Raw genomic sequence first — 12,343 nt, forward strand, 5'->3', positions numbered from 1 at the left:
GTGGCCAGACCCGCCCCACCGGCGGAGAGGCGGCCTGACCATGACCGGACCCGAGCACTACCGCAAGGCCGAGGACCTCCTCGACAAGGCGAAGCAGTCGAGTGACCCCACCCTCATCGGCGCGCTCCTGCAGACGGCCCAGGTGCACGCCACCCTCGCTCTCGCCGCCGCGACCATCCAGTCCGGCTCCCCGCTCTACTCGTCGGCGCAGGCCTGGCACGAGGCGACGTCGTGAGCACCACGCCCCTCTTCGGCCCCGGGGTCTACCCCGACATGCCCGAGAGCGTCTACCACGCCGACCCCGTCGAGGGCGGCTCCCTGTCCTCCACCGGCGCACGCAAGCTCCTGCAGTGCCCCGCCCGGTTCCGGCACGAGCAGCTGCACGGCCAGCCCCACCGCGCCGTCTTCGACCGCGGGCACGCCGCCCACCGCCTCGTCCTCGGCGTCGGCGCCGAGCTGGTGCCCCTGCCCTTCGACGACTGGCGCACCAGCGCGGCCCGCGAGGCCCGCGACAACGCCCACGCCGACGGCCTCGTGCCCCTCCTGGCCGCCGAGCACGAGCAGGTGCAGGCCATGGCCGAGGCCATCCGCCGGCACCCCATCGCCGGGCCCCTCTTCACCCCCGGCTCCGGCCTGCCCGAACTGTCCCTGCTCTGGCAGGACCGCGTCGGCGTCGCCAAGCGCGCCCGCCTCGACTGGCTGCGCCCGCCGCCCCCGGCCGGGGGGCGGGCGATCATCGCCGACTACAAGACCACCCCCGACGCCTCCAAGGACGCCATCCGGCGCACCATCGCCCGCTACGGCTACCACCAGCAGGGCGCCTGGTACTGCGACGCCGTCCAGGCCCTGAACCTCGACCGCGACCCCGCGTTCCTCCTCGTCTTCCAGGAGGTCACCGCGCCCTACGTCGTCACCGTCGCCCAGCTCGCGCCCACCACCCAGCTCATCGGCGCCGAGCTGAACGCCAAGGCCACCGCCCTGTACCTCGAGTGCACCCGCACCGGCCACTGGCCCGGCTACTCCGAGGACATCGAACTCGTCTCCCTTCCCGACTGGGAGATTCGCAAGCACGAGGAGGAGAACCTGTGAGCAGCAACGCGCTCGAGCGCGTCAGCCAGGGCAACCTGGCCCCCCGCACCGCCAGCCAGGCCGCCGCCATCGAGCAGGCCCGCGCGGTCGCCGAGGTCCAGGCCGCCGTCACCGTCGCCCTGCAGTTCCCCCGCGACATGGAACGCGCCATGGGCGACATGCGCGCCGCCTGCAGCCGCAAGTCGCTGGCCGAGAAGGCCTTCTACTCCGTGCCCAACCGCGGCACCGGCGCCTCCGTGCACCTCGCCCGGGAACTCGCCCGCATCTGGGGCAACATCGACTACGGGGTGCGCGAGCTGCGCCGCGACGACGCCGCCGGCGAATCCGAGATCCAGGCGTTCGCGTGGGACCTGCAGACGAACTCCCGCAGCTCCCGCTCGTTCATCGTCCCCCACGCCAAGATGGCCGGCGGCAAGCGCAAGGCCCTCGTCGACCTCGGCGACATCTACCTCAACAACCAGAACACCGGCGCCCGCGCCGTGCGCGAGGCCATCTTCTCCGTCCTGCCCGCCGACTTCCTCGACGAAGCCCAGGCCCGCTGCCGCAAGACGTTGCACGACGGAGAGGGCGAAACCCTCGAGCAGCGCGTGCGCAAGGCCCTCGACGCCTTCCGTAGCATCGGCGTCAGCGAGCAGCAGCTCGAGGACAAGGTCGGTCGCAAGCGCGGCACCTGGACCCCCGCCGACGTCGCCGACCTCTCCCTGCGCTTCCAGGCCATCCGCCGCGGCGACCTGGTCCTCGAAGACGAGTTCCCGCCCCAGCGCGTCACCAGCGCCGACCTGCGCGCCCAGCCGCCCACCACCGCCCCCCAGCACCCGCAGGCGCCCGCAGGAGTCGACACCACCACCGGTGAGGTGCCCGACGACTACGACCCCACCCTCGACCCCTCCTGGGGCCAGCAGGACCCCCAGTAGCACCCCTCCACCGCCGGGCCCGCGGCACCAGCTGCGGGCCCGGCACTGCACCGAGAAGGAAGGCGGCCCCGATGGGCTGGGCACGACTGGACGACCGCTGGCACGACCACCCCAAGGTCATCGCCGCAGGCCTGGAGGCCGCGGGCCTGTGGACCATGGCGCTGACGTGGGCGCACTCCGACCACCAGCGCGCCCGCGCGAACGGCGCACCCCTGGGCGTCGTCCCCGACGGCGTCCTGGCCCGCTTCGCCGGCGCCAGGGCCAAGAAGCTGGCGGCCACGCTGCACGCGGTGGGCCTCTTCGACGAGCGCACCGACGCCGGCTGGCCGATCCACGATTACGTGCGTTACCTGCCGAAGTACGACCCGGAGAAGGCCCGGGAGAACGGCGCCAAGGGCGGCAAGGCGAAGGCGGAACGCCAAGCGGAAGCGCAGCAGTCCGCTACCGAACCGCCTAGCGAACCGCTAGCGGACCGCCAGGAAACCGGTAAGCGAAACGTAGCTACGCGCGCGTCTGTGCGCAGGAACCCCGATCCCGAACCCGATCCCGAACCCGGTAGTGGAGACTTGGGGGGGTCTCTCACCAAGCCCACGCGCGAGCTGGCGCCGCCCCCCCGATGCCCCGAGCACCTCACCAGGCCCGCCACCGGGGCCTGCGGCCCCTGCGGCGACGCCCGCCGAGCCCGCGAAGCCCACGACCGCGACGAGGCCCAACGCCGACGCGACGCCGGACCCGTCATCGGCGTGGACTGCCCCGAGCACCCCGGCCAGCCCGCAGGCCGCTGCGGGCCCTGCACCGCCCAGGCCGCACCGCCCCCGCCGAACTGGCGGGCCGCCTCGTGAGCGCCGCCGACGAGCGCTCCGCCGCGGCCCGAGCCGGCGCCGACGCCTGCCGAGCCGCCCTGCGCGCCTCCCGCGGCACCCGCTACCAGCCCCCCCCCAGCCCGAGCCGCCCGCACGCACCTGGGACCCCGACCCCGAACCCCCCGAGCAGCCGTGGAGCCCCACCGCCGTCCTCGACGAGCTGCCCCCGCCCGAGGAACTCCCGCTCGAGGACTGGCGCTGACCCAGCGCCACGACCCGCGCCATGCGCGACAAGCCGCGCCACACGCGGTAGCGTCCAGCCACCACCACAGCCACGAGGAGCCGACCGTGACCCAGCAGGACACCCCCCAGGCCGACTGGCCCACCACCGCCGGGAGCGGCGAGATGGTGCTCATCGCCGCCGACACGCACCGGCAGCTGCAGGGCGACCTCGCCGAGGCCCAGGGCGCCCGCGACGAGGCCCTGCGCCAGCTGACCGAGCAGAGGTTGGCCGTGCGCACCCTCGACCGGCTCGTCGGCACCCAGCAGCGCGAGCTCGACCAGGCCCGCGAGCAGCGCGACCGCGCCGAGGCCATCGCCGGCCAGACCGCCGAGCAGCTGCGGCAGACCGAGGCCGAGCTCGCCGACCTGCAGCAGCGGTGGGAAGACGCCGACTGGAACCGCCCCGTCATCCAGCTGCCCGACCAGCTCGTCAGCGCCATCAAGCACCCCGAGGACCTCACCCCCGGCCTGCAGCTCACCGACGAGCAGGTCGCCACCTGGTTCGGCCGGCCCACCTGGCCCTTCGAGCAGGCGCCCACCCAGCGAGTCCCCGTAGACGCCCAGCAGCGCTCCGCGGACATCGCCGGCGAGCCCTGCGCCTGCACCGACACCAGCGCCTGCGTCGAGCACCACGACCTCGACGAGGCCAGCGCACCCGAGGGCGGCACGCCCCTGTTCACCGCGCAGACCGGTCCGGCCGAGGCCAAGGTCCAGGCGCTCATCCAGCGCAGCATCCGCGACGCCAGCGGCGCCGAGGCCGCCCCCCTGGCCGCGGCCACCACGTACGCGGTCAAGATCACCCGCCTGCCGGGCGAGCCCCTCGAGCCCGAGCACCACGACCACGTGCACGTCGAGCAGGGGTCGGCCAAGACCGACGACTGCGGCGGCTGCCAGGACGAGGACTGCACGCTCCCCGAGTGCGGCTACCACGACCCCGAGGACCTCACCGGGCGGGCGCTGTACGCCGACGAGGACGAGACCGGCGAGCAGGACAGCGCCGGGGACGTACAGGCCGCAGAGCCGCGCGTGGGGACCCCCGAGGACCTCGACGACGAGCTGCTGGCCGACCTGGGAACCGCGCTCGACCACGCCTCCGCTTCCCCGCTGTCGTGGCCCTCACTGTCGAGCAGGTCGTGGCAGCAGGAGTGCGCGATGACGCTGCTGGTCTCGGAGCCGATGCAGCGGCTGCGTGAGGCGTGGGTCGCCGAGGCGGTGGGCGACGTGCCGGTCGAGGCGTTGCGGGACCGCATCCACGAGCTGGAGTGTGACCGGGACAAGGCCTACCGCGCGATCGACAAGCTGAGCGCTGAGCTGCGCACGGTCGAGCGGGAGCGGGACCAGCTGCGCGAGGAGCTGTCCAGCAGCCGGGAGAGCGCGCAGCACTACATCAACCAGCTGAACCAGGCCCACGGCGAGGCCGACCTGCTGCGCACGAAGGTCGACAAGCTCAAGGGCACGTTGGGCGCTCTGCGGGACACGCACTCCCGGCGCGTGGCCCAGCTGGAGCGCACGCAGCACGACCTGCGGGACACGATCGTGGAGCGGGACCGCCTCGCGGACTCCGAGCGCGCCGCCGGCGAGGAGCTGGCGCTGGAGCAGAAGCGCGGCGAGCAGCTGCTCATCGACGCCGAGAGCGCCCAGCTGGACGTGGTGCGGCTGGAGAAGCTGGTCGAGAAGGAGCGGACCCGGCGCCGCGAGGCCGAGGCCGACCGGGACCGCCTGTCCCGCATGGGCCTGCAGGTCGCCGAGACGCTCACGGAGGAGCTCAAGCGCGTGGCCACCGAGCGGGACGCGGCCCTCGCCCAGGTCCACGACCTGCAGGCCGCGCAGACCGTCGAGCAGCTCAACGACCGGCTGCGCGGGGACGTGCGCCCGTGAGCGCCGAGCGCGGCACCCAAGCCCGCGAGGTCATCGCCGGCATCTGGGCCGAGTGGGCGTCCTCCGAGGGGGAGGTCGACGAGGCCGACCGCGAGATGGCGCAGCACGTCCTCGACGCCCTCGAGCCGTTCGTCGTCCCCACCGACCAGCTCGTCGCCGAGGCCGGCAGGCACGAGCGGCTCGTGGCGAACCTGCTCCGCCTGGCCCGCCGCTGGCAGGGCCACGCGAAGGCCGTCCCCGGCAGCCTCCGCTCCTACACGCAGGATGACTGCGCCCGCGACCTCCTCGAGGCACTGGGGGAGGGTGCGTGAGCTGCACCTGCGGGCACTCCGACCGCGCGCACACCGCCGGCACCGGCCCCTGCTACGCCGTCACCCGCGACCTCGACGACCAGCCCCGCCTGTGCACCTGCCCCCGCGTGAGCACCCCCTGCGCGTGCCCGACGTGCACCCGCCCGGCCCTGGCGTCCCGCGCGTGAGCGAGCAGAAGGAGGAGCGGGCCCGCACCGACGCCCTGGAGGGCAAGGTGCGGGCCGCTCTGCACACCCTCGCCGAGCTGCACGGCAAGACGTTCGACCCGGACGTGCCCCGCCAGGTCGCCCCCGCCGTCGGCAAGCCCGGCAGCAAGCCCCCGGTGCCCATCGGGCCCGTGTCCGCTAGGAAGGCCGCAGCCGACCTGCTGCTCGACCTGCACTGGCTCATCGCCGACGAGCACGCCACCTGCCACTGCCGGCTGGTGGCCGCCGTTACCGACGTGCCGGCCATCGCCGGGTGGGTGCTGAACCACAGCGTCTGGCTCGCCCGGCACCCCCTGGCCGGCGAGAGCGTCGAGAACGGCGGCATCGTCGCCCGCCTCGAAGCCGCCGCCGCGGCCTACGTGGCCATCACCACCCCACCTGCCGGCCGGTGGATCCCCGTGGGCCCGTGCCCGCAGGAGTGCCCCGGCACCGTCGCCGCGTGGCTGCCCGCCGACGACGGCTCCCTGCAGGCCCAGCTAGGCGCCGTAGCGTGCGTGTGCGACGTCGAGCCCGAGCACGCCTGGACCCGCAGCCAGTGGGCCATGCTGGCGCGCCTGCAGGGCGATGACGCCCCCAACCACCTACCCGCCGTGGAGCTGGCGCGGTGGCTGCGCACCTACCTGCAGGCGCGCGTCACCCACCGGCACCTCTGGAACTGGGTCAAGCGCTACCCCGAGGTGGCGGCCATGACCCGCGACGAGTCCGGGGTGCTGCTCTTCGACCGGGTGCGCGTGACGCTGTGGTTCCTCGAGCGTCGAGAGCGCGTCGCATGAGCGTCAAGGTCGGCCGCCCGCGCGCCTGCGGGGAGTTGCACGGCTGCACCATCCACGGCCGCGACGAGGGCCGCGAGTACGTGCGCACCGACGGGTACACCTGCTGGAAGTGCGCCATCTGCCAGCGCGAGCACCAGGCCCGATACCGCGCCCGGCTGCGGCGCGAGGGGCGGGCCGCGTGAGCTGCCCCTCCGGCAAGGTGCGCTACCGCGACCGCATCGCCGCCGAGCTGGCCCTGCTCAACGCCCACCGCTCCAGCGCCGCCCGCCGCAACGAGGTGCGCGTCTACCAGTGCGAGAAGTGCAGGGGCTGGCACCTCACTTCTCGTCACTGACCAGCACTGACCAGCACTGACCACTGACCACCAGTCGTGTCATGCGCGGACAGACGACCATGACGCGGTGTAAGGTCACAGCGCGGGGCAGGAGTGTCTCTGCGCGTCGTCCGCTCCGTCGGCGCCCCTGACGCACTGCCCCACCGCCCGCCAGTCGCAGCACCGGCCCCTCTCGCCGCGTGCTCCTGGCGGGCGTTGACGTCCACCCCCTTGAGGTCCCCAGGCGGGGCAGAGGAGGCACCATGCCCACCCCGTGGACCCCCCAGGACGACGAGCAGGTCCAGCGCCTGTACGCCAGCGGCGCGAGCCTGCGCGGCATCGCCACCGCCATGGGCCGCTCCCTGTCCACGGTGCAGCGGGCAGCGAACCGCCTCAGCCTGACGTTCGACCGCGCGCAGACCCGCGCCGCGACCGCCGCCAAGACGGCCGACAACCGAGCCCGCCGCGCCGAGCTCGAGCAGCTGCTCCTCGAGAACGCGCTGCACCTCGCGCAGCGGGTCCGGCAGCCCATGGCCTACGTCGACCACGGCGGCGCGGACTTCCACCGCGTCGACTGGGAGCTCGACGAGCCGACCCCCGCGGACCAGGCCAAGCTCATGCAGGCCGCCGGCGCCGGCGTCGAGCGCGCCATGAAGATCGCCGAGTTCGACGGCAACGGCGGCGAGGCGGAGGGCAAGTCGCTCATCACCGGCCTGGTCGACGCCCTGCGCGAGCGGGTGCAGCCGTGAGCGTCGCTCTGATCGTCTTCCTCGCCGGCGAGCTGGTCGCCCTCGTGTGGCTCGTCGTGGAGGACCAGCGGGCCGCGCGTGCGCGACGACGCGAGCGCGACGCCCACCACCGCCTCGACGAGGCGGGGCGCCGGTGGCTCGAGGAGACCGCCAAGCGCCGGGGCTGGTCGTGAGCGCTGGCGGGCCCCCCGTGATGGACCTGCCCCTCTCGCCCAAGCAGGCCCAGTCCATCGTGCAGGCCCGAGAGCACCGCCTGTGCATCTGGTCCGGCGCCGTGCGCTCCGGCAAGACCATCTCCTCCCTCGTCGCGTTCCTCGACGCCATCGCCCGAGCACCCCGCACCGGCCTCGTCCTCATCACCGGGCGCACCCTGCAGACCATCGAGCGCAACATCCTCGAGCCCCTCATGGACCCCGACGTCTTCGGGGAGCTCGCCCGCCTCGTCAAGCACACCCGCGGTGCGTCCATCGCCACCATCCTGGGCCGCGAGGTGCACCTCATCGGCGCCGCCGACGCCCGCGCCGAGGGCAAGCTGCGCGGCCTGACGGCCTGCCTGGCTCTCGTCGACGAGGCCACGCTGCTGCCCGAGGAGTTCTTCATGCAGCTGCTCGCGCGCCTGTCCGTGACCGGCTCCCAGCTGTTCGCCACCACCAACCCCGGCAGCCCGCAGCACTGGCTGAAGCAGAAGTTCCTCAACCAGGCCGCCGCCAAGAACGTGCGCGCCTGGCACTTCACCCTCGACGACAACCCCGGCCTGGACCCCGGCATCGTGCAGGCCATCAAGACCGAGCACACCGGCCTGTTCTACCGCCGCAACGTCCTAGGGGAGTGGGTCGCCGCCGAGGGCGCCGTCTACGAGTCGTGGGACCCCGAGCGGCACGTCGTCGCCTGGGAGCTGCTGCCCCCCATGGCCCGGCTGCTGTCCGTGGGCATCGACTACGGCACCACGAACCCCACCAGCGCGGTCCTGCTCGGCCTGGGGGAGGACCAGCGCCTCTACCTGGTCGACGAGTGGCGCTACGACCCGGCGGTCGCGCAGCGGCGCCTCACGGACGCGCAGATCAGCCAGCGGCTGCGCGCGTGGCTGACCGAGCCGCACCTGCCGGCCACCCTGGGCCGCGCCGAGCCGCGCATCGAGTGGGTCCTCGTCGACCCGGCCGCCGCCAGCTTCAAGGTGCAGCTGCACTCCGACGGGGTGCGCAGCGTGCAGGACGCGGAGAACCAGGTGGCCTACGGCATCGGCGTCGTCGCGTCCCTGCTCGCCGCGGGGCAGCTGCTCGTCTCCGACCGGTGCACCGGCTTCGTCGACGAGGTCGCCGGCTACAGCTGGGACCCCAAGGCCACCGAGAAGGGCGAGGACAAGCCCCTGAAGGTCGCCGACCACTCCCTCGACGCGGCCCGCTACGCCGTCACCACCACCGAGACCCTCTGGCGCGGCAGCATCCTGCCGCCGCAGGAGCTGAACCTCGCCGCCTGAGCCACCCGGAAGGGGTGAGTCGTGCCCCTGCCCGAGAACAACACGCCGTGGCCGCCGCCGCAGCTGGCGGCGGTGACGCCCAAGCTCGAGGAGTGGGCCGCGTGGTGGGTCGGTGACCCCGAGGGCCTGCGCGCCGCGTACCAGCGCCCCACCGGCAAGCCCGCGGACCGGCCCAGCCAGTACCGCGGCGGCATCGTCGGCGCCGCCGCGCGCCTGTTCTGGGGCCGCCCGCAGAACGACCTCACCTCCGCGCGCACCCAGCTGCACGTCCCCATCGCCGCGGACCTGTGCACCGCGTCCGCCGACCTGCTGTTCTCCGAGCCGCCCACCTTCACCGTCGAGGGCACCTCCAAGGCCACGCAGGACCGCCTCGACGCCCTCACCGGCGACGGCCTGCACGCCACCATCGCCGAGGCCGCCGAGACCGCCGCAGCCATGGGCGGGGCGTACCTGCGCGTCACCTGGGACCAGGCCGTCGACCCCGACGGGCCGTTCCTGACCGTCGTGCACTCCGACCGCGCCGCGCCCGAGTTCGCGTGGGGCCGGCTGCGCGCGGTGACGTTCTGGACGCTGGTGCGCGTGGACGGGCAGCGCCACGTCCGCCACCTCGAGCGCCACGAGCTGCGCGACGGCACCGGCGTCGTCGTGCACGGCCTCTTCGAGGGCACCGCCGACAACCTCGGCCGCGCCGTGCCCCTGACCGAGCACCCCGCCACCGCGGCCCTCGCCGACCTCGTCGACGCGGACTCCGCCATCTCCACCGAATCCCCGGGCCTGGGCGTCGTCTACGTCCCCAACCAGCGCCCGCAGCGACGCTGGCGCAACGACCCCGTCGGCGCGTCCCTGGGCCGCTCCGACCTCGACGGCGTCGAGCACCTCATGGACGCCCTCGACGAGACCTACTCCTCGTGGATGCGCGACGTGCGCCTGGGCAAGGCCCGCATCCTCGCCGCCGCCTCCATCCTCGAGGACGGCGGCCCGGGGCGCGGCCTGTCCTTCGACGCGGACCAGGAGGTCTTCACCCCGGTCAACATGCTGCAGCGGCAGGGCTCGGAGCGCCTGCCCATCGAGACCGTGCAGTTCGACATCCGCTACGCCGAGCACGCCGCGACCGCGCAGCAGCTCCTCGAGGCCATCCTGCGCACCGCCGGCTACTCCGCGCAGACGTTCGGGGAGGGCGACGGGCAGGTCACCGCCACCGCCACCGAGGTCAACTCCCGCGACCAGCGTTCCCTCCTGACCCGCTCGCGCAAGGCCCGCCTGTGGCGCCCGCAGCTACAGGACGCCGCAGTCAAGCTCCTCGCGGTGGACCGCGCGATCTTCGGCACCCCCAACGAGGAAGCGCCCGTGGAGGTGACGTGGTCGCCCGCGGTGCGCGAGGCGCCCCTGGTGCTCGCCCAGACCGCGCAGGCCCTGCGCACCGCCCGCGCCGCGTCCACCGAGACCCTCGTGCGCCTGCAGAACCCCACCTGGGACGACGAGGCCGTGCGCCGCGAGGTCGCCGCCATCGACGCGGAGGACGCGGTGCCCGAACCGGCCGCGCCGTCCCTGTTCGGGTGAGAGGCTGACGCCCGTGCCCGTCGACCCCGGGGTCGGGGAGTCCCTCGCCGCTCGAGTCGCCGCGATCGTCGCCGACGCCGAGCTGGCCCTGCTGCGCCTGCTCGCGCAGCGCCTGCGCGAGGGCGACGACGAGACGTGGACCCTGACCCGCCTGGCGCAGGTGCAGCAGCTGCGCCTGGACCTGCAGCGCGGGGTCCGCACCTTCGACCAGCAGGTCGTCGCGGGCATCCAGCAGGTCGTCCTCGAGGCGTACAACCTCGGCGCGGGCCTGGCGGTGCAGGACCTCGACGACGCCGACGTGCCGGCCGTCGTGCTCGCCGACCCCGTCGGCGCGGCAGCGGCCGCCGCGGCACCGGCCGCAGCGAACGCCCGCGAGGCGGTGCGGCGCCTGCCGCAGGTCCTGACCGCCGCCTACGTCGAGGCGGTGCAGGCCGGCGCCGCCGAGGTCACCGGCGGGAAGGTGACGCGCCTGCAGGCCTCCCAGCACGTCCTGGACCGCCTCACCGCCAACGGCGTCGGCTCGTTCGTGGACCGCTCCGGGCGCCGGTGGGCCCTGACCAGCTACGTCGAGATGGCCACGCGCACCGCGACCGGGCAGGCCGCGGTGCAAGGGCACGTCGACTCCCTGTCCGCCGCGGGCCTGGACCTGGTCGTGGTCTCCGACGCGCCCCGGGAGTGCCCGCTGTGCCGCCCGTGGGAGGGCAAGGTGCTCTCCACGTCGGGGCGCATGGTCGGCGACGTCGTGACCCGCTCCGTGACCTCCCGCGCGAGCGTGCGCGTGCGGGTGGCCGGCTCCCTCGAGCAGGCCCGCGCGGACGGCTTCCAGCACCCGAACTGCCGGCACTCCGTCTCCGCGTACCTGCCGGGTGCGACGCCGCTGCAGCGGCCCAGGAGCGACCCGGACGGGTACGAGGCGGCGCAGCGGCAGCGGGCCATGGAGCGGCGCCTGCGGGAGTGGAAGCGCCGCGAGGCCCTCGCGCTGACCCCTGAGGCGGCCGCCCGCGCCCGCGTGAAGACCCGCCAGTGGTCCGCGGCCCTCGCCGAGCACGTCGACGAGAACGACCTCAAGCGGCTGCGCAGGCGCGAGCGACCGACTGGCGCAACCTGACCTCGCGTACTACCTGACGTTCTACTCCTGGGTCACCTCCTCGCAGGTGACCGAGGAACTCATCACCCCCTTGTCCCGGCCTGGCGCCGGGCGCTTCACCCACCCCTGACGCCCCCAGGAGGGACGCCTCATGCCCCAGCAGACCCCGCGCACGCTCCACGGCATCGACCCCACCGCGCCCGGCGGCATCGAGCGCCTCCTCGCCTTCCACCGCGCCCAGTTCGGTGACCTGCGCATGGAGGCCGGCGGTGAGGCCGGCGGCGACCCGGCGCCTGCCGGGGCAGACCCGGCCCCGGCCCCGGCGCCCAGCCCCGCGCCGGCGCCCGCCCCGCAGCCCGCCCCACAGCCCGCGCCGGCGCCCGCGTGGGACGGCAAGGTCGAGTCCCTGCCCGCCGACGCGCAGAAGATGATCCGCGACCTGCGCTCCGAGAACGCCTCCCGCCGCACCGGCCAGCAGGAGCTCGTGCGCCAGTTCGCCAAGGCCGCCGGCATCGAGCTGCCCGGCGACCAGGCCGACGCGCCCGACCCGGCCCAGCTGACCGAGCAGCTCACCGCCTCCCAGCAGGCCGCCCGGCAGGCCGCCATCGAGCTGGCCGTCTACCGCACCGCCGGCACCGCGGGCGCCGACCCCGACGCCCTCCTCGACTCCCGCCGCTTCGTCGAGTCCCTGGCGGACATCGACCCCAGCGACGGCGGCGCCATCACCGCAGCCATCCAGGCCGCGGTCGGCGCGAACCCCAAGCTCAAGGCCGGCCGGGCGCCGGGCGCGAGCAGCGTCGACCACGGGGCCGCCGGCTCCGGGGAGTCGACCAAGCGCACCCCGAGGTCCCTCGACGAATCCGTCCGCGCCACCTACGGCACGGCCTGAACCAGGAGACGT

The 12,343-nt window shown here is 74.5% G+C and carries 15 protein-coding genes; all 15 read left to right on the forward strand.

What is annotated here, in order from left to right; genetic code table 11:
- The first annotated feature begins 40 nt into the window (after positions 1–40).
- The 15 genes from ACRYMN_RS05990 (at position 41) to ACRYMN_RS06060 (ending at position 12,331) form a co-directional block, all read left to right on the forward strand.
- Positions 41–235, forward strand: a complete 195-nt coding sequence (locus tag ACRYMN_RS05990; RefSeq protein WP_432492991.1) for a hypothetical protein — start codon at positions 41–43, stop codon at positions 233–235.
- Positions 232–1,089 (forward strand): PD-(D/E)XK nuclease-like domain-containing protein, encoded by an 858-nt coding sequence (locus tag ACRYMN_RS05995; RefSeq protein WP_432492993.1) that lies wholly within the window; start codon positions 232–234, stop codon positions 1,087–1,089. Before ACRYMN_RS05990 ends, ACRYMN_RS05995 begins: the two co-directional genes overlap by 4 nt.
- Positions 1,086–2,003 (forward strand): hypothetical protein, encoded by a 918-nt coding sequence (locus tag ACRYMN_RS06000; RefSeq protein ID WP_432492995.1) that lies wholly within the window; start codon positions 1,086–1,088, stop codon positions 2,001–2,003. The genes ACRYMN_RS05995 and ACRYMN_RS06000 overlap by 4 nt, the downstream gene beginning before the upstream one ends.
- A gap of 71 nt (positions 2,004–2,074) precedes the next feature.
- Positions 2,075–2,845: a hypothetical protein gene (locus ACRYMN_RS06005; protein WP_432492997.1), complete on the forward strand. Its 771-nt coding sequence runs from the start codon at positions 2,075–2,077 to the stop codon at positions 2,843–2,845.
- Between the two features lie 309 nt (positions 2,846–3,154).
- Positions 3,155–4,966: a hypothetical protein gene (locus tag ACRYMN_RS06010; protein WP_432492999.1), complete on the forward strand. Its 1,812-nt coding sequence runs from the start codon at positions 3,155–3,157 to the stop codon at positions 4,964–4,966.
- On the forward strand, positions 4,963–5,277 hold the full coding sequence (locus ACRYMN_RS06015; RefSeq protein WP_432493001.1) for a hypothetical protein: 315 nt from the start codon (positions 4,963–4,965) through the stop codon (positions 5,275–5,277). The genes ACRYMN_RS06010 and ACRYMN_RS06015 overlap by 4 nt, the downstream gene beginning before the upstream one ends.
- 163 nt (positions 5,278–5,440) lie before the next feature.
- A complete protein-coding gene (locus ACRYMN_RS06020) occupies positions 5,441–6,256 on the forward strand; it encodes a hypothetical protein (RefSeq protein ID WP_432493003.1) in 816 nt (271 codons plus the stop codon).
- A complete protein-coding gene (locus ACRYMN_RS06025; protein WP_432493005.1) occupies positions 6,253–6,438 on the forward strand; it encodes a hypothetical protein in 186 nt (61 codons plus the stop codon). The genes ACRYMN_RS06020 and ACRYMN_RS06025 overlap by 4 nt, the downstream gene beginning before the upstream one ends.
- Complete coding sequence (locus ACRYMN_RS06030) at positions 6,435–6,590, forward strand: hypothetical protein (RefSeq protein ID WP_432493007.1); 156 nt, start codon at positions 6,435–6,437, stop codon at positions 6,588–6,590. The genes ACRYMN_RS06025 and ACRYMN_RS06030 overlap by 4 nt, the downstream gene beginning before the upstream one ends.
- A 242-nt stretch (positions 6,591–6,832) precedes the next feature.
- Complete coding sequence (locus ACRYMN_RS06035) at positions 6,833–7,318, forward strand: helix-turn-helix domain-containing protein (RefSeq protein WP_432493009.1); 486 nt, start codon at positions 6,833–6,835, stop codon at positions 7,316–7,318.
- On the forward strand, positions 7,315–7,491 hold the full coding sequence (locus ACRYMN_RS06040) for a hypothetical protein (RefSeq protein ID WP_432493011.1): 177 nt from the start codon (positions 7,315–7,317) through the stop codon (positions 7,489–7,491). Before ACRYMN_RS06035 ends, ACRYMN_RS06040 begins: the two co-directional genes overlap by 4 nt.
- Positions 7,492–7,511: 20 nt before the next feature.
- Complete coding sequence (locus tag ACRYMN_RS06045) at positions 7,512–8,795, forward strand: PBSX family phage terminase large subunit (RefSeq protein WP_432493148.1); 1,284 nt, start codon at positions 7,512–7,514, stop codon at positions 8,793–8,795.
- 21 nt (positions 8,796–8,816) lie between these two features.
- Complete coding sequence (locus ACRYMN_RS06050; protein ID WP_432493013.1) at positions 8,817–10,355, forward strand: phage portal protein; 1,539 nt, start codon at positions 8,817–8,819, stop codon at positions 10,353–10,355.
- A gap of 13 nt (positions 10,356–10,368) precedes the next feature.
- On the forward strand, positions 10,369–11,463 hold the full coding sequence (locus tag ACRYMN_RS06055) for a phage minor capsid protein (RefSeq protein WP_432493015.1): 1,095 nt from the start codon (positions 10,369–10,371) through the stop codon (positions 11,461–11,463).
- Positions 11,464–11,593: 130 nt separating this feature from the next.
- On the forward strand, positions 11,594–12,331 hold the full coding sequence (locus tag ACRYMN_RS06060) for a hypothetical protein (RefSeq protein ID WP_432493017.1): 738 nt from the start codon (positions 11,594–11,596) through the stop codon (positions 12,329–12,331).
- The last annotated feature ends 12 nt before the right edge of the window (positions 12,332–12,343 follow it).

It is taken from the genome of Kineococcus gypseus (assembly GCF_050871305.1).
Lineage (GTDB): Bacteria > Actinomycetota > Actinomycetes > Actinomycetales > Kineococcaceae > Kineococcus > Kineococcus gypseus.